The organism is Pseudomonas hormoni (assembly GCF_018502625.1).
GTDB classification, from domain to species: Bacteria; Pseudomonadota; Gammaproteobacteria; order Pseudomonadales; family Pseudomonadaceae; genus Aquipseudomonas; species Aquipseudomonas hormoni.
Genome location: NZ_CP075566.1, coordinates 3,046,750 through 3,063,680 on the forward strand (window position 1 = coordinate 3,046,750; position 16,931 = coordinate 3,063,680).

Genomic DNA, 16,931 nt, shown 5'->3' on the forward strand with positions numbered 1-16,931 from the left:
TCAGCGGTCATCCTCGCGGATGGAAGAAGGATGCCGGCACATCGCGGTGACTTCGATCGCCATGTACGGGTACAGCGGCAATTGCATCAGCAGGTCGTGCAGCTCTTGAACGCTATCGACATCAAACACGCTGTAATTGGCATAGAGCCCGGCGATGCGCCACAGGTGACGCCACTTGCCTTGTTCTTGCAGGCGCTGGGCCAGGGCTTTTTCGTCAGCCTTCAACTTGGCGGCTGCTTCAGGATTCATGTCGACCGGCAGGTTCACGGTCATTTTTACGTGGAACAGCATAAGGCTCTCCTCAGGCTAGATGAATGGCAGTAGAGGTTTTGTCGCGACGGAAGAACGCCAGGCGCTCTTCATCGAGGCTCAGCCCCAGGCCCGGGGTTTTCGGCACGTGCAACTCGAAATCGCGATAGACCAGCGGCTCGCTGAGGATGTCTTCGGTCAGCAGCAGCGGGCCGAACAGCTCGGTGTCCCACGCCAGTTTGTTCAGCGTGACAAACGCATGCGCCGACGCCAGGGTGCCGATGCCACCTTCGAGCATGGTGCCACCGTACAGGCCAATGCCGGCCGCTTCGGCAATCGCGGCGGTTCGCAGCACGGCGCGCGGGCCGCCGTTCTTGGCGATCTTCAGGGCGAACACCGAGGCAGCACCTTCACGGGCCAGGTTGAACGCGTCTTCCACACACTCGATGGATTCGTCAGCCATGATCGGTGCCGGGCTCATAGCGTTCAGGCGCGCCATGCCGGCGCGGTTGTTGCGCGAAATCGGCTGTTCGATCAGGTCGATGCCGTTGGTGCCGAGGATCCGGCAGGCGCGCAACGCGACCGCTTCGTCCCAGGCCTGATTGACATCGACCCGCACGCTGGCGCGATCACCCAGGGCTTTCTTGATCGCAATGACGTGGGCCAGATCGCGGTTGACTTCGCCGGCACCGATTTTCAGTTTGAAGATGCGATGGCGACGCAGGTCGAGCATTTTTTCCGCTTCGGCGATGTCCTTGTCGGTGTCGCCACTGGCCAGGGTCCAGGCCACCGGCAGTGCATCGCGGACCCGCCCGCCCAACAGTTCGCTGACCGGCAGGCCGAAGCGTTTGCCCTGGGCGTCGAGCAACGCGGTTTCGATACCTGACTTGGCGAAGGTGTTGCCCCGGATGCTGCGTTCCAGGCGCAACATCGCGGCGTTCACGTTGGCGCTGTCCTGGCCCAGCAACAGCGGCGCGAAGTGGCGGTCGATGTTGGTCTTGATGCTGTCCGGGCTTTCGTTGCCATACGCCAGGCCACCGATGGTGGTGGATTCGCCAATGCCTTCAATGCCATCGGCGCAACGCACGCGAATGATCACCAGCGTCTGGTTCTGCATGGTGTGCATCGCCAGCTTGTGCGGGCGGATGGTCGGCAGATCGACGATGATCGTCTCGATCGATTCAATGGCAGTTGCAAGCATGGCGATACCCGTCAGGTTCTTAAAGTTCTGGAACCGATTCTGGTACGGCTTTTTTCGGGAAGCCAATATAGAATTGGTCTGACTTGATACCTTAAAGGTATGCAACTGAATTGTTTGCGGAGGCCCCATGGAACTGCGTCACCTTCGGTATTTTCAGGTGTTGGCTCAAACCCTCAACTTCACTCGCGCCGCTGAATTGCTGCACATCGCCCAGCCGCCGCTGAGCCGGCAGATTCAGCAGCTGGAAGACGAACTCGGGGTGTTGTTGCTGGAACGCGGGAGGCCGCTGAAGCTGACCGACGCCGGGCGGTTTTTCCATGAGCACTCCACCGCCCTGCTCGATCAATTGGGCAAGGTTTGCGACAACACGCGACGGATCGGCCTGGGCGAAAAAACCTGGCTGGGAATCGGTTTTGCGCCGTCGACACTCTATGGCGTGCTGCCGGAACTGATCCGCCGTTTGCGCAGCGGCGAGCCTCTGGAGCTTGAGTTGGGGCTCTCGGAAATGACCACGCTGCAACAGGTGCAGGCGCTCAAGGCCGGTCGGATCGACATCGGTTTCGGGCGGATCCGCATCGACGACCCGGCCATTGTCCAGACTGTTTTGACTGAAGACCGCTTGGTCGCCGCCCTGCCCGCCGGCCATCCCTTGCTGGCCGGGCCGATCAGCCTCCGCGACCTGGCGAAGGAACCCTTCGTTTTGTACCCCGGCAACCCGCGGCCCAGCTACGCCGACCATGTGATCGCGTTGTTCGAGTCCTATGGTGTGAGCATCCATGTGGCGCAATGGACCAACGAGCTGCAAACCGCCATCGGTCTGGTAGGCGCGGGAATCGGTGTCACCCTGGTGCCGGCTTCGGTGCAATTGCTGCACCGCGACGACATTGGTTTCACGCCACTGCTGGAAGACAACGCGACCTCGCCTATCATTCTCAGCCGGCGCGTGGGTGATGTATCGCCGGGGTTGAATCATTGTTTGCGGATGATCGATGAGTTATTGCCGCGGCAGCCGGGATCTTTATAGGTGCGAAGCTCGCCAATCAGGTTGGAGATGACGCGAACGCTGGTCAGTTGCGCGGGCGATACAGAGATAACCCGGGATTGATCGCATAGTCCGACCCGCAACGCATGCAAGGTGTCAGCATGACCAACTTCAAAAGCTTCATTTTCACATTCAGGTTCAACAAGGCAGCCATTACGTCACTTCCCCTTGAGCTGCAGATAGAAAAAGCGGCCAGGTTTTTGCGAGAACTCGGGGCCATCAGCCCGCTTCTGGCCAACTGGTATCTGCAAGGGAAAAGCCTTAAGGACTCACTTGCAACCAACGTCAGTGCCGACACTCAAGCGCTGATCGACAAGGTTAAACGTGCTCATGATCCGGAGCTTCCTGACCTGACCGAATTTTCGGTCTGGAACGCCATCCAGGACCCGCTCGAGGGAGGTGTGGCTTTCCATTACAGCGCACACAACCTCGATTCCGTGTCCGCCCTGTCCTTCGAGGACGCCGGCGCCTTATTGATGAAGTTCGAGCACCCGCAGGAGATGTTCACGGAAATCATCAGCCAGGCAGTGAATATCTGGCCTGAAATTGACTGGGTCACCCTCGTACCGGCCAGTTACTTCAGAAAAGGACGTGTCTTCAAGGATCGGCAGACGATTGGATGGATCGGTTTTTGCCCCAAATCGTTGAACCCTGCAGACTTCCCTCAGGCACACAAACTGATTCCCGTGCCAGATCGGGGAACGATAGTCATCAGCTGCCCTGAGGTGATGAACGAGCAAAACCTCGACCACGTCGAACGGGTTGGGGATATCGATACAAAACTGGTAGAGCTCGGTTATTTACCGATGTTTCTAAACTGAATCCTGGCGGACGAACGCATCAGTTAGCGTCCGCTCCCCAGATCCAGTTCCAGATCCCCGGCAATTTCACCGGTTGTGAACTGTCACGAACGGTGCGCGCCATGGCCGCCCGTTGCAGCTCGGTTTGATCGTCATAAAATGGCTTCTGCGCCGTTTTCACGCCGGTCGCCTGTGCGCTATCCAGCAGGATTTGCAGGTACTCGCGGGCATGCCGGGCGGTGTAGCGATTGAGGTCGTGGAAGGTCACCACCACCGGGATCACGCCGTCTACGGTCGGCAGTTCGCCCAACGCGATGCGTTCGCGCACTTCCGACAACTGCCGCAGCATGTTGGCCCGCCGCCGGGGACTGGCATTGAAGCCCCAGATCTTGCCGTCGTTGGCGCTCAGGTCGGTCAGCAACACGTGCATGCCGTGCTTTTGATAGGCCGCGAAGACCCGTTTGTCGTAGTTCCAGAATGGCGGACGCACCAGGGTCGGCGGCGCGCCGGTGATTGCGGCAATGTCGGCACTGCCTTTGGTCAGCGACTGTTCCAGTTCTTTCGGGCTTAGGGAACGGTGATTGGTGTGCCAGTGGGTGGCCGTGTGGAAACCCAATATTTGCCCGTCGGCGTGTTCGCGGCGCATGACCTCGCGGCCAATGTCGCTGTCGCCCGCCCGTGGCGCGCCGGTCTGCACGAAAAACACCGCTTTGAGGTTCGGTTGCACCGGGTTGGTGGCCAGGCTGTCGAGAATCGTCATCGTCGGATTCCAGAAACTCGACGCGCTGGGACCATCGTCAAACGTCAGCAGAAAACGGATCGGCGGTTGCGCGCGCAGACGCTGTTTGGTCTGCGTCGTCATTTCGATGGGAGCCGCGATGCAACCCACCAGCCCGACGGCAATGGCAAGTGCGCAGAAAACCTTGAACAGCTGTTTCATGGAGTGCCCTGGGCCAGACCGTTGAGCCCGCACACGTGTGCGGGCGCCGGTTGGATCAGGTTACACAGTGTTTGGTTCCGACGCTGCGTCGGTTACTGGTTGAGTGCCTGCTGGAACGAGCTGTCGATGATCGGCGCGGTTGCCAGTGCCGAGGGCAGTGCCTTGACCTTGAACAGGAAGTCCGCGGTGCTCTGCAAATCCTTGGCCGCCTGCGCGTCTACCGGGCCAACGGTCATGTGCGCCTGACGCAACCAGTGGCGGGAAACGTTCTGGTCGAGATTGGCTTTCTTCGCCCACAGATCGGCGTACTCGTCAGTGTGGTTGTCGACCCAGGCGCGAGCCTTTTTCAGGCGCACCAGGAAATCGGCAATGGCTTCACGTTTGCTGTCGATGGACGGTGTCGACGCGGCGATGGCGCTGAGGCCGGGCATCAGGTTCTTGGCGGTGAGAATCGGTCGGGCGCCGGAGAACAGGATCTGTTGGGAAATGTAGGGTTCCCACACCGGGAAGGCATCAATGCTGCCCTGCGGCAACGCGGCAGCGGCGTCGATCGGCATCAACTTGATGAAGTCGACGTAGTCCTCCGGCAGGTCGGCTTGTTGTAACGCGCGCAGGGTCAACTGCTGGCTCCAGGCGCCTGGCCAGTAGGCGACTTTTTTACCCTTGAGGTCGGCGATGGTTTTGACCGGCGAATCCTTCGGCACGAGCAAGGCGATGGTGTCCGGGTTCTGCCGCGAGACACCGATCAGCTTCACCGGCGCCTGTTTGGCGGCGAGGAACAGGAACCCCGAGTCACCGAGAAAGCCCAGGTCCAGCGCGCCGGTGTTCAACGCTTCGGCCAGTGGCGCGGCGGCCTGGAAATGCTTCCAGTCGACGGTATACGGCGCTCCTTCCAACACACCCGACGCCTCCACCGAGGCGCGCACGTTGTAGTAATTCTGATCACCGACGTGCAGTACGACGGGTTCGGCGGCGTAGGCCAATGGCGCGGCAAACAGCGCGCTGGTCAACAGACCGCGCACAAATCGGGACAGGTTCATCGGGGGGCTCCTTGAGAGTGAATGCCATAGACCATAACGCTCTTATAGATAGCTTTTTAAATTCTATTTATGCATAAGCTCATGACCGTCAGGCAACACTGTTTGCCCAGCAACAGTGACTCGACAGACTGTTTTCCCGGCAACATCCCCTTGGCTTCAGACCCCGCGCCAAGCCTTGATAAAGCGCCAAATCCGCAACATGGCACAGAGCCTGCAATATTCCTTTTACGCAGGAGTCATTCATAAAAAATGACCTTTTGGAAATAAGAAATTCAACGCCTTGCCGGAGCTGATCTCATGAAGTCCACCTTCCGTTTTCCCAAAGTCAGGTATCTGCTCAGCGCCTGCGCCCTGGCCTTGAGCCTGCAACCCGCAGCGCAGGCCGCCGAAACGCCGCCCGCCGAAGTGCATCTGGATTACGCCTATTACTCACCGGTCAGCCTGGTGCTCAAGCACTTCGGCTTCCTGGAGAAAGCGCTGCCGCAGACCAAAGTCAGTTGGGTACTCAGTCAGGGCAGTAACCGTTCACTGGAATACCTCAACAGCGGCGGCGTCGACTTTGCGTCCTCCGCCAGCCTCGCCGCGGTGCTCAGCCGTGCCAATGGCAGCCCGATCAAATCGGTTTACGTCTACAGCCGCGCCGAATGGACCGCGCTGGTGGTGCGCAAGGACTCGCCCTACAAGACCGTCGCCGACCTGAAAGGCAAGAAGATCGCCGCCACCAAAGGCACCGACCCGTACCTGTTCACGCTGCGCAGCCTGCAACAGGCCGGCCTGAGCAAGGACGATGTGGAGCTGGTGCACTTGCAGCACCCGGACGGTCGCACCGCGCTGGAAAAAGGTGATGTTGACGCCTGGGCCGGCCTCGATCCGCACATGGCCGCCAGCCAGGTGCAAGCTGGTTCGCGCCTGCTGTATCGCAACACTAATTTCAACAGTTATGGCGTGGTCAGCGTCACCGACACCTATGCGAAAGAGCACCCGCAGACCATCGAAACCGTCCTGAAGGCGTACGAACAGGCCCGCGAGTGGGCGGTGAAAAATCCTGATGAGTTGGCGAAATTGCTCGCCACCGAATCAGGTCTGCCGCTGGAAGTGGCCAAGCTGCAACTGTCGCGCACCGACCTGAGCAGTCCGCAACTGACCGCCAAGGACGTGATCGCCTCCAAGGCGGCCGCGCCGATTCTGGTCTCCGAAGAGCTGGTGCGTCGTGGCGTGAATGTCGATCAGGTGATCGATCAGCTGATCGACACCGGCTTCAAGGAAACCGTGGCTCGTCAGTAAACAACCGCCAACGGGTAAGACCGAATCCGCGCCTGTCGCGGATTCGTCGTGACTGGAGAATTCCATGACCAGCAAAAGCAAACCCCTGCCCCTCGAATTGCCAACGCCGCGTCGCGCCACGCTTTCCTTGAACAACGCCTGGCGCCTGCGCCTCAAGGGACTGGCTCTGCCGGTGCTGATCATCCTGGTGCTGGAATTTATCGTACGCATCGGCTGGCTACCCTCCTACCAAATGCCGGCGCCCAGCGAAATCGCCCTGACCCTCAGAGACCTCGCCGAAGGCGCGCTGTGGAAACACATCAGCGCCAGCCTGTTGCGGGTGCTGCTGGGTTTCGCCATCGGTGCCGGCCTGGCTCTGGTGTTTGCCGCCTGGGTCGGATTGAGCCGCGAAGCCCAAGCCTGGCTGGAGCCGACCTTCGCCGGTCTGCGCTCGATTCCGAGCCTGGCCTGGGTGCCGCTGTTGCTGCTGTGGCTGGGCATCGACGAAACCTCGAAAATCGTCCTGATCGCCATCGGCGCGTTCTTCCCGGTGTACCTCAACGGCGTCGCGGCCATTCGCGACATCGACCGCAAACTGGTGGAAGTCGGGCAAATGTATGGTTTCAGCCGGACGCGGCTGGTCCGGCGAATTCTGCTGCCGGCCGCCCTGCCCGGCCTGTTCACCGGGCTGCGTAGCGGCATGAGCCTGGCGTGGATGTTTCTGGTGGCCGCCGAACTGATCGCCGCGACCAAAGGCCTGGGTTATCTGCTCAGTGACGGTCGGGAAACTTCACGCCCGGACATCGTGCTCGCGGCAATCATCGTGCTGGCGCTGCTGGGCAAACTCAGCGACGGCATCCTCGCGGGCCTGGAGAAACGTTTCCTGGCGTGGCGCGACACTTTCAACGGCCAAAGCGCAGAGGATTGAGCCATGACCGACCACTTGCTGGACATCCGCGTCGAGCGCAAAACCTTCGCCACCACCACCGTGCTGCAAAATATTCATCTGCAATTGCAGCCCCGCGAAACCGTCAGCCTGCTGGGCCCCAGCGGTTGCGGCAAAAGCACGTTGCTGCGGATCGTCGCCGGACTGGAAAAGGACTTTCAGGGTGAACTCAACAGCGGCGCCGGTGAAGTCGCGTTCGTGTTCCAGGAACCGCGACTGATGCCGTGGCTGACGGTCGAGCAAAACATCGGCTTCAGCGCTGACAACCATTACGACAAAGCCTGGGTGACGCAACTGATCGATGAAGTCGGGCTGACCGGTTTCGCACACGCCTTGCCCAAGGCGCTTTCCGGCGGCATGGCGCAGCGGGTCGCCATCGCCCGCGGCCTCTACTCGCGACCCGATGTGCTGCTGCTCGACGAACCTTTCAGCGCGGTGGACGCCTTCACCCGGATGAAACTGCAGGACCTGTTGCTGCAACTGGCCGAGCGTCACGCCATCGCCCTGCTGCTGGTCACCCACGACGTCGATGAAGCGCTGTACCTTAGCGACCGGGTGTTGGTCATGGACAATCGCCCCAGCCGCATTCGCCAGGAACTGGCCGTGCAATTGGCGCATCCCCGCGACCGGCGCGATCCGCTGCTGGCGCAACTCAAGGCGTTGTCGTTGACCGAGTTGCAGCGGGCGCACGTGATCTGAGGCACGACTATGCTGAAACCTCCAGCCGGAGGATTCGCTCGATGTGCGGACGACTGTCGCAATACCGGGGCATTCACGACTTCGTGGCGGTGCTGAGCATTCCCGATGCGCTGATCAACCACGTCGGTGATGAACCGTTGGCCCGCTACAACGCGGCGCCGACGAATCAACTGGCATTGTTTCACCTGGAGGACGTCGGGCTTGTGGCCGACAAGGTGCGTTGGGGCTGGCGGCCGCATTGGGCGAAGGATCGCGCGGCGCCGATCAATGCGCGGATCGAAAAGGTCGCCCACGGGCCGTTCTTCCGCGCTATCTGGCCGCACCGCGCAATCGTGCCGATTGATAACTGGTTCGAATGGGTCGATGCAGGAGATTCGACCCGACAGCCGTGGCTCATCCGTCGACGGGATCGCGCGCCGATTTTCTGTGCCGCGATTGGCCGGTTTCCTACGGGTAGCGAGGAAGCGCGAGACGACGACGGCTTCGTGATCATCACTGCGGACAGCGCCGGCGGCATGCTCGATATTCATGACCGCCGGCCAGTGGTGCTGTCGCCAGAACTGGCAAGGGAATGGCTCGACCCCGCCACCCCCCTGGAGCGCGCCGAACAGATGGCTTTGTGGCAAGGCGAAGGCAGTGAGGTTTTCGAGTGGTACAAGGTCGGCAAAGCCATCGGCAACGTCAGAAACCAGGGCGCAGAGCTGATTCATGAACTGGGATGAACCTATCAATACCGATACAAACTCAGTCGTAATTAACAGGCTGATAACTTGAGCGTTACAGAGAGTGTTTCACCCAAGAAACACTTATAGAAGTCTGGCGATTTGATTCTTCAACCGCTTGTCTGACATCTGCATCGACATACATACATTTAGAATGACTACGGATAGCATGCGCGCCGCATTTCCATTGGCACTGCCCAGTTGACCAAAGAGTCAATAACTAAGGAAATCCCTACAACAACAAGCCTTGCAGAGAACTAAATGCGCGACGATTTTGCAATTGATCAAGTCGTTAGTCTGGAGTGCGTTTATCTTTCGATGACAGAACACTTTCGACTTAACTGTTTTATTGAACAATACATCCGGACCCGGAACCTGCGATCAGTTTCGGGGATTGACGGCGTCCTGCGTTCAACCCTTGGGCGCTATCCGGGGAAACCTCCGGTGATGGTCAATGAGCTGAATGCGTGGATCGACAAGACCCTGGGTTATCGGGCTGCTCATCCTGATGTGTTGCAGTTGGACGACGCTTGAAACAGGTTTGCGGTGTTATTTGGCACAAGAGCTGAATAGTCCCGGAGCCTGCTGCAAAAAAAGCCCCGCTCAGTGCGGGGCTTTGTTTTATGTGGGATTGGGGACATATCCGTTTCTTCGGTAACGGCGGCTTATGGTTTCGCCCTTACGGCGAGTCACTTTGGAAAAGCCCCAAAGTAACCAAAGCGCTTTTGCCCCTTTCGTTCCGTGCCTCGCTAATGCTCGGCATGCCCTCCTTCCGGTCCTGCTCCGTGGGCCCGCCGCCATCGGCCATCCATGGCCGGGGGCGGCTACCGCCACAGCACCGCGAGGCGGCCTACCGGCCGACCTGGTTCTTCAGGTATATGCATTCCCCTGTGGGAGCTGGCTTGCCAGCGATGGTCGTCAACGATGACGCGTGCTGTCTGAATGAACGCGGTGTCTGGACGTTCATCGCTGGCAAGCCAGCTCCCACAGGAATTGTTGGGGGCATGACATGGGTGTTCACCCCGATGATCCTGACGGACTTCAGGCCGGCTATCACGCCGCCTCGCTTTTGCTTTTGATCTGGCTTTTGATCTTGATCTGCCCCGTCGGAAGGCCGAGCGCAGGTTCTGCGCAGTGGGCAACCCGGCAGGGATGCCGGGTTAGCCGCCCCCGGCCATGGATGGCCGATGGCGGCGGGCCCACGGAGCAGGACCGGAGTGAGGGCATGGCGAGCCTAGGCGAGCCACCGTACGTCAGGGGCCAAAGCGTTTTGGTTACTTTGGCGCTCTTCCAAAGTGACCCGCCGTAAGGGCGGAACCCATAGGCGGCCGCTACCGAAGAAACGGATATGCCCCCAATCAGGGCTTCAGCGGAAACTCCATATCACGATCCGACAGTTCTTTCCCGTCATCAGGATGCTTCCAGGTCGGCGTCGAACGCTTCTGCCGCTCGATCTCTTCTTCCGTCGGTTCATCCATGTCTTCATCATCCGGATCCGGACGCGTTTGTTCAGTTGCCATGCTCACCTCTCTTCCTAAGGGATCAGTCATCAACTTTAAGCGTAGAACAGTTTCGAACCCCTGGCTCAAAGCCACCAGCGCAGCAAAAAGAAAAACCCCATGCTCAACAGCATGCTGAGCAAGGTGTTGCGGGTGTACAGCACCAACCCCACCGCCACCAGCGAACTGATCAGGTACGGGTTGTCCCATTGCAAATTCAGCTGCTTGTCCGGCATGAACACAATCGGGCCGCAAATCGCGGTCAGCATGCCCGGCACTGCAAAACCGAGAAATTGGCGGGCATTGCTGCTCAGGCGCAGCGGCAGGCGCGGTTCGAGAAACACGTAGCGGTTGAGGAATACCAGAATTCCCATACCGACAATCACTGCCCAGACCATCATGTGCGTACACCGTAGAATTTATTGCAGACAAAGCCCGCCGTCATGCCCGCCAACCCCGACAGCACCAGCGCCGAGCCCCATTGCCAATAGCTGAACAACACCGAGCAGAACAGCGACACCGCCACGCAGACCACGGTCGGTACATTGCGCACCACCGGGGTGATCAGGGCAATGAAGGTCGCGGCGATGGAGAAATCCAGTCCCAGATGTTCCAGCCCCGGAATGCTGCTGCCGAGCACAATGCCGGCGAGAGTGAAGAGGTTCCAGGCGATGTAAAACGTCAGGCCGACGCCCAGTGCGTACCAGCGGTTGAACTGCTGTTTGTCATGCTGACTGGTCAGGGCAAACAACTCATCCGTGAGCAAAAAGCCCAACCCTGCACGCCAACGCCCCGGCAACGGCGAAATCACCGAGCGCATGCTCATGCCATAGAGCAAATGCTGGGAAGTCAGCAGCAATGTGGTCAACAGAATCGAAAAGATCCCGGCACCGCCCTTGAGCATACCAATGGCCACCAGTTGCGCCGCACCGGCAAACACGATGCTCGACAACCCCTGGCCTTGCAGCGGCGTGAGGTTGGCTTCGATGGCCATGGAACCGGCCAGCAATCCCCACGGCGCGGTCGCCAGGGACAACGGCATGATCGCCGCGGCGCCGCGAAGAAACGCGCTGCGCGGCAGGAGTGAATTGGACATAACGCTCTACAACCAGAGAAAGACGTCAGACTGTGCCAGCAGTTGCCGCCGATGGCTTGAACAATCTTGCGCACTGCTGCGAACGGCAGGATGCGCGCCGGGTTCGCTGATTTTCGTGATTAACGCTCCGCCCGAGTACCATGGAGCAATCGCATAACGTGTCAGGGAGTCGACATGCTTTACCGGATCGCCGCCGACGGGCTGGTGCTGTTTCACCTGTTGTTCATTCTGTTCGTGCTGTTTGGCGGGCTGCTGGTGCTCAAATGGCATCACCTGGTCTGGTTGCACCTGCCGGCCGCCGCGTGGGGCGTGTGCGTGGAGTTTTTCCATTTGTTCTGCCCGCTGACGGACTGGGAAAACCGCATGCGCCACGCCGCCGGGCAAACCGGCTATGGCGGTGGTTTCATCGAGCATTACGTGTGGCCGGTCATTTACCCGGCGGGCCTGACACCCGCTATTCAACTGGGACTCGGCAGCGTAGTGCTGGCGCTCAACGTGCTGGTCTATCTTCGATTGTTCAGGCTGCGCAAGTTACGCCGGGCCGCCTGAACACTGTCCTCAGAGGATCTGCACATGTTGTCCATCGAAGACCTGGCATTGCTGCAAGCCATTCGGGAAACCGGCAGCCTTTCGCGAGCGGCGGCGCATCTGGGCAAGGCACCGTCGACGGTGTCCTATGCGGCGCGGCAACTGGAAGAGCGTTTCGACGCGCTGCTGTTCGATCGGCGCCGCTACCGCCTGCAACTCACCCCCGCCGGGGAACTGCTGGTGAACGAAGCGGCGCGGCTGATGCAGGACGTCTCGCGCCTGACCCAACGGGTGCAGCAAGTCGCCAACGGTTGGGAGAGCCGGCTGTGGATCGTCACCGACGAACTGCTGGAGTTCGACGCCTTGATCCCGGTGATTCACGAATTCGACGCGCTGCAATCCGGCGTACCTCTGCGCATCACCCATGAAGTATTGAAAGGTGTGTGGGAAGCCCTGCGCGAGGGCCGCGCGGACCTGATCATCGGCGCCACCAACGAACCGCCGGCCATCCCGTCGTTGCGCTGGATGCAATTGGGGGAAATGGAATGGGTGTTTGCCGTCTCGCCCAGGCATCCGCTGGCCAAGGCTAAGGAACCGATTTCCCGGACAACGGTGACGCAGCACCGGGCAATCGTCGTGGCAGATTCGTCCAGAGCCACCGAAGGCAGCACCTATGGCGTTTCCGGTGGGCAACCGGTGCTCGCCGTGCCGACCATGCGCGCGAAAATCCTCGCCCAGTGCGACGGCCTCGGCGTGGGTTGGCTGCCCAGGCATCGGGTTGGCTCGTTGCTGAAGAACGGCACGCTGGTCGAGAAACAGATGGCCGATCCACGCGAGCCAAACATTCTGTACGCCGGTTGGCGCGGCGATCATGACGGTCGCGCCCTGGGCTGGTGGCTGGAAAAACTCAAGCAATCGTACCTGGCGACCCGGCTGGTCCAGGGCAGCGACCGGTTCGTCTGAACCGGCGCACTCAGTTGGCAATGACGCTCATGTTCCGGCCGCTGGCCTTGGCGACATAGAGCGCCTTGTCCGCTGCGCCAATCAGGTCGTCAGCCTGGGCTTGCGAGGCCGGATCGTAAGCGGCGACGCCCAGACTGACCGTCACCACGCCTTCCGCGCCTTCACTGTGGCGAATACCGGCGTGCAGCACCGCGCGACGGATTTTTTCCGCCACCAGAAACGCCCCGACATAGTCGGTCCCGGGCAGCACCACCGCAAACTCTTCGCCGCCGTAGCGAGCCGCGAGGTCCCCGGGGCGCTGGATATTTTCGGTGATGATCGCACTGATATTGCGCAAACACTCATCACCGGCCAAGTGGCCGTAGTGGTCGTTGAACAGCTTGAAGTGATCGACATCAATCATCAGCAAGGCGAGGCCGGTCAGGCTGCGTCTGGCACGGCCGATTTCCGAGTGGATGAACAAATCGAACTGACGCCGGTTGGACAGCCCCGTCAACGCGTCCTCCAGGGCCAGCAACTCCAGGCTGCGATTGACCTCGATCAGTTTTTCCTGGGCATCCAGCAACTGGTTCTGGATGCGGTTCTGCTGCTTCATCAGATTGATCAGGCGATAACCCAGCACACCGAGAAAGCCCAGCAGCAGCGCGACGATGCCGGCACTGAGCAATGATTCCTCACGCCAGCCGGCCAGGACTTCATACTTGTCGAGCGCGGCGAAAACGATCAGCGGATACCCCTCGACCCGGCGAAACCCTACCACCCGCACAACGCCATCCATCACGGACCTGACCGTTGCCGTCCCTGAGTTGCCCGTGGGCAACAACTGCTTGAACAAGGGGCCGTTGGCGAGGCTGGTACCGATTTCTGCTTCGTTGAATGGCCGGCGAACGACGATGGTGGCGTTGTCGGCGATCAGGTTGATCACGCCGTTTCGGCCCATGTCGATACTGTCGTACAGGGACAGAAAATGGCTGAGGTAGATTGTCGCCAGTGCCACACCGGCAAAACTTCCATCGGCGTGATTGATCCTGCGCGACACCGTCATGATCCATTCGCCGCTGGAACGGCTTTTGATCGACGGACCGATGTGCGGCCCACGGTCGGGATGATCGCGATGGTAGACGAAATACTCACGATCGGCGTTGTTGGCATCAGGCACGACCGCACCGTTGGAATTGGCAATCCAGCGCCCCGTTTCGTCATAGACGAACATGCCGTGTAACTGGCTCAGCTCACTGCGCTGGGCACTGAGCAAGCGTTCCAGGTGAGGCAACCCGGCCGGGTCGAAGCCGTCGTTTTCCAGGCGCTCCACCAGCGTAAACAGCAGCGTATCGGCTTGCTTGATCGTCGCCTGCGCTTGCGAGGCCAGGGTCTGCGCAAGGTTGGACATCGCCACTTCCTTGTCATGCAGATGGTACTGGCGCGAGTTCCAGGCTTCCCAGATCACGATGGCGATCATGGACAGACACACCGCGAGAAGCAAAACCACCGCGGAGCGGACCTTGAGCTTGGCCCCGGCCTGCTCGGTGACCAAAGACACGCCGTGGCGGGTTTGTTCGATTCGGTCTTTGACGGACGGATTCCCCATGACGCTCCCTGAATCTCGATGAGTGGCGACTGATCCCGTTCGCCTTTTTATTATCACGACGCCTCAACAATACACCGGTTAGCGTGGCGTCTGTTTCAATGCCTCAAGCCACGCCGGGTTCAATTGCGTCTGTTCGGTCTCGATGCCCAGCGCTTCCATCCGCGCCTTGTGCAGGCCCATCTCGCGAACCAGCTGGCTGTGATCACTGGAGTTGCCGTCCAGCTCGTGCATCTGGCTCAACCCCAGATGATAGAAGCGCAGCAGCTTCATGGCGCCTGGATCATCCTTCTCCACCGCCGCCGTCACCTGATGCATGACGTTGGTGATGCTCATCAGGCTGCGCTTGAGCTGCCAACCGTACACGGCAGGCGCCATCCACTCCTGATTCCAGAACGTGCCGCGCATCAGTGCCACCATCAATAGCACCGCGACAAACACACCGCCCACGTTGAAGCGTAGATTGTCGCCCCCCGGTTCGCCGAACATCGCCACAGCCGCGGCCGACAGCACCATCGCCAGAGCGAGGAAAACCACGGCGATGATGATCGTGCTGCGGCGCGTCTGGCGTCGATAAATTTCGGGGTTCTGCGGCTGGATTTCGAACATCGCGACGGGTTTCCTCAGGCGGCATGGGCAAAAAGACTGCGGGGCATTATCGCCTCTGCGGGGGATTTAGCTATGCTGGGGCTCCTTTTCACCTTTTCATCGTCAAAGGGGAACATGGCGATAGCGCGCAGTTCGTGCCATCTTCTGTTATGGATACATACTATTCGGATGTCATGCGTCCTCGGCGGGTGGCATCGTTTTAAGGATCATTGAATGTCCCAACGACAAGTAATCAACGCTTCGGTCAGCCCGAAAGGCAGCCTGGAAACCCTCTCTCAACGTGAAGTACAGCAACTGAGCGAAGCCGGATCCGGCAGTACCTACACCCTCTTCCGCCAGTGCGCCCTGGCCATCCTCAATACCGGCGCCCATGTCGATAACGCCAAGACCATCCTCGAAGCCTACAAGGACTTCGAAATCCGCATCCACCAGCAGGACCGCGGTGTGCGCCTGGAACTGCTGAACGCCCCGGCCGACGCCTTCGTCGACGGCGAAATGATCGCCAGCACCCGGGAAATGCTGTTCAGCGCCCTGCGCGACATCGTCTACACCGAAAACGAACTCGACGCCCAACGCATCGACCTGAGCACTTCCCAGGGCATCAGCGACTACGTGTTCCACCTGCTGCGCAACGCCCGCACCCTGCGCCCCGGCGTCGAGCCTAAGATCGTGGTGTGCTGGGGTGGCCACTCGATCAACACCGAAGAATACAAATACACCAAGAAAGTCGGCCACGAACTGGGCCTGCGCAGCCTCGACATCTGCACCGGTTGCGGCCCCGGCGTGATGAAAGGTCCGATGAAAGGCGCGACCATCGCCCACGCCAAGCAGCGCATCCACGGCGGTCGTTACCTCGGTTTGACCGAGCCGGGCATCATCGCCGCCGAAGCACCGAACCCGATCGTCAACGAACTGGTGATCCTGCCGGACATCGAAAAGCGTCTGGAAGCGTTCGTGCGCGTGGGCCACGGCATCATCATTTTCCCGGGTGGCGCGGGCACGGCCGAAGAGTTCCTGTACTTGCTCGGCATCCTGATGCACCCGGACAACAAAGGCCTGCCCTTCCCCGTCGTCCTCACCGGGCCGAAGCACGCGGCGCCGTATCTGGAGCAACTGGACGCGTTCGTCGGCGCCACCCTGGGTGAAGCGGCGAAACAACATTACGAGATCATCATCGACGACCCGGCTGAGGTTGCACGGCAGATGACCGCCGGTCTCAAAGCGGTGAAACAGTTCCGCCGCGAGCGCAACGACGCGTTCCATTTCAACTGGCTGCTGAAGATCGACGAAGGCTTCCAGCGCCCGTTCGATCCGACCCACGAAAACATGGCCAACCTGAAACTGAGCCGCAGCCTGCCGGCTCACGAACTGGCGGCCAACCTGCGTCGCGCGTTCTCCGGCATCGTCGCCGGCAACGTCAAGGACAAGGGCATCCGCCTGATCGAACAGCACGGGCCGTATCAGATCCGTGGCGATGCAGCGGTGATGCAGCCGCTGGATCAACTGCTGAAAGCGTTCGTTGCCCAGCACCGGATGAAACTACCGGGTGGCGCGGCGTATGTGCCGTGTTACCAGGTGGTTGCGTAACCCCGGATAGAGCATTCCCACGCTCTCGCGCGGGAATACCCCTTGTGGGAGAGCCTGTGTGGCGAGGGAGCTTGCTCCCGCTCGGCTGCGAAGCAGTCGCAAAGCTTTTGGGGCCGCTTCGCGACCCAGCGGGAGCAAGCTCCCTCGCCACACAGGCCCGCT

Annotated in this window: 19 protein-coding genes; 10 read left to right on the top strand and 9 right to left on the bottom strand. The window is 60.2% G+C overall.

Going from position 1 to position 16,931, the window contains the following annotated elements; translation table 11 throughout:
- Together catC and KJF94_RS14095 are read right to left on the bottom strand one after the other, a co-directional pair.
- Entirely contained in the window at positions 1-291 is a 291-nt protein-coding gene (catC, locus tag KJF94_RS14090; protein WP_157713037.1) for a muconolactone Delta-isomerase, read from the bottom strand.
- A 10-nt stretch (positions 292-301) separates the two neighbouring features.
- Complete coding sequence (locus KJF94_RS14095; RefSeq protein WP_214384349.1) at positions 302-1,450, bottom strand: muconate cycloisomerase family protein; 1,149 nt, start codon at positions 1,448-1,450, stop codon at positions 302-304.
- Positions 1,451-1,577: 127 nt separating this feature from the next.
- Between KJF94_RS14095 and KJF94_RS14100 the strand changes: the two genes are divergently transcribed.
- Positions 1,578-2,474 carry a LysR family transcriptional regulator gene (locus KJF94_RS14100; protein WP_214384351.1) on the top strand — a complete coding sequence of 299 codons (897 nt, stop codon included), beginning with the start codon at positions 1,578-1,580 and terminating at the stop codon, positions 2,472-2,474.
- 119 nt (positions 2,475-2,593) lie between these two features.
- Positions 2,594-3,313, top strand: a complete 720-nt coding sequence (locus KJF94_RS14105; protein WP_214384353.1) for an Imm52 family immunity protein — start codon at positions 2,594-2,596, stop codon at positions 3,311-3,313.
- Between the two features lie 19 nt (positions 3,314-3,332).
- Here the strand turns inward: KJF94_RS14105 and KJF94_RS14110 are convergent, their stop codons facing one another.
- Both KJF94_RS14110 and KJF94_RS14115 read right to left on the bottom strand, forming a co-directional pair.
- Positions 3,333-4,232, bottom strand: coding sequence for a polysaccharide deacetylase family protein (locus KJF94_RS14110; protein WP_214384355.1), 900 nt, complete (start codon positions 4,230-4,232; stop codon positions 3,333-3,335).
- 92 nt (positions 4,233-4,324) lie between these two features.
- Entirely contained in the window at positions 4,325-5,272 is a 948-nt protein-coding gene (locus KJF94_RS14115) for an ABC transporter substrate-binding protein (RefSeq protein ID WP_214384357.1), read from the bottom strand.
- A gap of 297 nt (positions 5,273-5,569) precedes the next feature.
- Between KJF94_RS14115 and KJF94_RS14120 the strand changes: the two genes are divergently transcribed.
- From KJF94_RS14120 to KJF94_RS14140, 5 genes are all read left to right on the top strand, one after another.
- On the top strand, positions 5,570-6,556 hold the full coding sequence (locus KJF94_RS14120) for an aliphatic sulfonate ABC transporter substrate-binding protein (RefSeq protein WP_214384359.1): 987 nt from the start codon (positions 5,570-5,572) through the stop codon (positions 6,554-6,556).
- A gap of 64 nt (positions 6,557-6,620) precedes the next feature.
- Entirely contained in the window at positions 6,621-7,463 is an 843-nt protein-coding gene (locus KJF94_RS14125; protein WP_214384360.1) for an ABC transporter permease, read from the top strand.
- Positions 7,464-7,466: 3 nt separating this feature from the next.
- Positions 7,467-8,180, top strand: a complete 714-nt coding sequence (locus KJF94_RS14130; RefSeq protein WP_214384362.1) for an ABC transporter ATP-binding protein — start codon at positions 7,467-7,469, stop codon at positions 8,178-8,180.
- A gap of 41 nt (positions 8,181-8,221) precedes the next feature.
- Positions 8,222-8,902, top strand: a complete 681-nt coding sequence (locus tag KJF94_RS14135) for an SOS response-associated peptidase (protein ID WP_214384364.1) — start codon at positions 8,222-8,224, stop codon at positions 8,900-8,902.
- A gap of 261 nt (positions 8,903-9,163) precedes the next feature.
- Positions 9,164-9,436 (top strand): hypothetical protein, encoded by a 273-nt coding sequence (locus KJF94_RS14140; protein WP_214384366.1) that lies wholly within the window; start codon positions 9,164-9,166, stop codon positions 9,434-9,436.
- Positions 9,437-10,260: 824 nt separating this feature from the next.
- Here the strand turns inward: KJF94_RS14140 and KJF94_RS14145 are convergent.
- From KJF94_RS14145 to KJF94_RS14155, 3 genes are all read right to left on the bottom strand, one after another.
- A complete protein-coding gene (locus KJF94_RS14145; RefSeq protein WP_214384368.1) occupies positions 10,261-10,422 on the bottom strand; it encodes a hypothetical protein in 162 nt (53 codons plus the stop codon).
- Positions 10,423-10,487: 65 nt separating this feature from the next.
- A complete protein-coding gene (locus KJF94_RS14150) occupies positions 10,488-10,799 on the bottom strand; it encodes an AzlD domain-containing protein (protein ID WP_167362959.1) in 312 nt (103 codons plus the stop codon).
- On the bottom strand, positions 10,799-11,497 hold the full coding sequence (locus KJF94_RS14155; protein ID WP_214384370.1) for an AzlC family ABC transporter permease: 699 nt from the start codon (positions 11,495-11,497) through the stop codon (positions 10,799-10,801). The genes KJF94_RS14150 and KJF94_RS14155 overlap by 1 nt, the downstream gene beginning before the upstream one ends.
- Positions 11,498-11,671: 174 nt before the next feature.
- On the opposite strand from KJF94_RS14155, the gene KJF94_RS14160 reads away from it, so the two are divergent.
- Both KJF94_RS14160 and KJF94_RS14165 read left to right on the top strand, forming a co-directional pair.
- Positions 11,672-12,046 (top strand): DUF2784 domain-containing protein, encoded by a 375-nt coding sequence (locus KJF94_RS14160; protein ID WP_145319667.1) that lies wholly within the window; start codon positions 11,672-11,674, stop codon positions 12,044-12,046.
- A 24-nt stretch (positions 12,047-12,070) separates the two neighbouring features.
- Entirely contained in the window at positions 12,071-12,988 is a 918-nt protein-coding gene (locus KJF94_RS14165; protein ID WP_214384372.1) for a LysR family transcriptional regulator, read from the top strand.
- A gap of 10 nt (positions 12,989-12,998) precedes the next feature.
- Here the strand turns inward: KJF94_RS14165 and KJF94_RS14170 are convergent, their stop codons facing one another.
- Together KJF94_RS14170 and KJF94_RS14175 are read right to left on the bottom strand one after the other, a co-directional pair.
- Complete coding sequence (locus tag KJF94_RS14170; RefSeq protein ID WP_214384374.1) at positions 12,999-14,576, bottom strand: sensor domain-containing diguanylate cyclase; 1,578 nt, start codon at positions 14,574-14,576, stop codon at positions 12,999-13,001.
- Between the two features lie 78 nt (positions 14,577-14,654).
- On the bottom strand, positions 14,655-15,182 hold the full coding sequence (locus KJF94_RS14175; RefSeq protein ID WP_214384376.1) for a DUF3087 domain-containing protein: 528 nt from the start codon (positions 15,180-15,182) through the stop codon (positions 14,655-14,657).
- Between the two features lie 213 nt (positions 15,183-15,395).
- Between KJF94_RS14175 and ppnN the strand changes: the two genes are divergently transcribed.
- Entirely contained in the window at positions 15,396-16,769 is a 1,374-nt protein-coding gene (gene ppnN, locus KJF94_RS14180; protein WP_214384378.1) for a nucleotide 5'-monophosphate nucleosidase PpnN, read from the top strand.
- The last annotated feature ends 162 nt before the right edge of the window (positions 16,770-16,931 follow it).

Excerpts from the sequence above, each read along its gene's own strand:
- KJF94_RS14110 (WP_214384355.1), bottom strand. The coding sequence starts at position 4,232 with ATGAAACAGCTGTTCAAGGTTTTCTGCGCACTTGCCATTGCCGTCGGG.
- KJF94_RS14155 (WP_214384370.1), bottom strand. The coding sequence starts at position 11,497 with ATGTCCAATTCACTCCTGCCGCGCAGCGCGTTTCTTCGCGGCGCCGCG.
- KJF94_RS14120 (WP_214384359.1), top strand. The coding sequence starts at position 5,570 with ATGAAGTCCACCTTCCGTTTTCCCAAAGTCAGGTATCTGCTCAGCGCC.
- KJF94_RS14140 (WP_214384366.1), top strand. The coding sequence starts at position 9,164 with ATGCGCGACGATTTTGCAATTGATCAAGTCGTTAGTCTGGAGTGCGTT.
- KJF94_RS14170 (WP_214384374.1), bottom strand. The coding sequence starts at position 14,576 with ATGGGGAATCCGTCCGTCAAAGACCGAATCGAACAAACCCGCCACGGC.
- KJF94_RS14130 (WP_214384362.1), top strand. The coding sequence starts at position 7,467 with ATGACCGACCACTTGCTGGACATCCGCGTCGAGCGCAAAACCTTCGCC.
- KJF94_RS14150 (WP_167362959.1), bottom strand. The coding sequence starts at position 10,799 with ATGGTCTGGGCAGTGATTGTCGGTATGGGAATTCTGGTATTCCTCAAC.
- KJF94_RS14135 (WP_214384364.1), top strand. The coding sequence starts at position 8,222 with ATGTGCGGACGACTGTCGCAATACCGGGGCATTCACGACTTCGTGGCG.
- KJF94_RS14095 (WP_214384349.1), bottom strand. The coding sequence starts at position 1,450 with ATGCTTGCAACTGCCATTGAATCGATCGAGACGATCATCGTCGATCTG.
- ppnN (WP_214384378.1), top strand. The coding sequence starts at position 15,396 with ATGTCCCAACGACAAGTAATCAACGCTTCGGTCAGCCCGAAAGGCAGC.
- KJF94_RS14115 (WP_214384357.1), bottom strand. The coding sequence starts at position 5,272 with ATGAACCTGTCCCGATTTGTGCGCGGTCTGTTGACCAGCGCGCTGTTT.
- KJF94_RS14100 (WP_214384351.1), top strand. The coding sequence starts at position 1,578 with ATGGAACTGCGTCACCTTCGGTATTTTCAGGTGTTGGCTCAAACCCTC.
- catC (WP_157713037.1), bottom strand. The coding sequence starts at position 291 with ATGCTGTTCCACGTAAAAATGACCGTGAACCTGCCGGTCGACATGAAT.
- KJF94_RS14175 (WP_214384376.1), bottom strand. The coding sequence starts at position 15,182 with ATGTTCGAAATCCAGCCGCAGAACCCCGAAATTTATCGACGCCAGACG.
- KJF94_RS14105 (WP_214384353.1), top strand. The coding sequence starts at position 2,594 with ATGACCAACTTCAAAAGCTTCATTTTCACATTCAGGTTCAACAAGGCA.
- KJF94_RS14165 (WP_214384372.1), top strand. The coding sequence starts at position 12,071 with ATGTTGTCCATCGAAGACCTGGCATTGCTGCAAGCCATTCGGGAAACC.
- KJF94_RS14160 (WP_145319667.1), top strand. The coding sequence starts at position 11,672 with ATGCTTTACCGGATCGCCGCCGACGGGCTGGTGCTGTTTCACCTGTTG.
- KJF94_RS14145 (WP_214384368.1), bottom strand. The coding sequence starts at position 10,422 with ATGGCAACTGAACAAACGCGTCCGGATCCGGATGATGAAGACATGGAT.
- KJF94_RS14125 (WP_214384360.1), top strand. The coding sequence starts at position 6,621 with ATGACCAGCAAAAGCAAACCCCTGCCCCTCGAATTGCCAACGCCGCGT.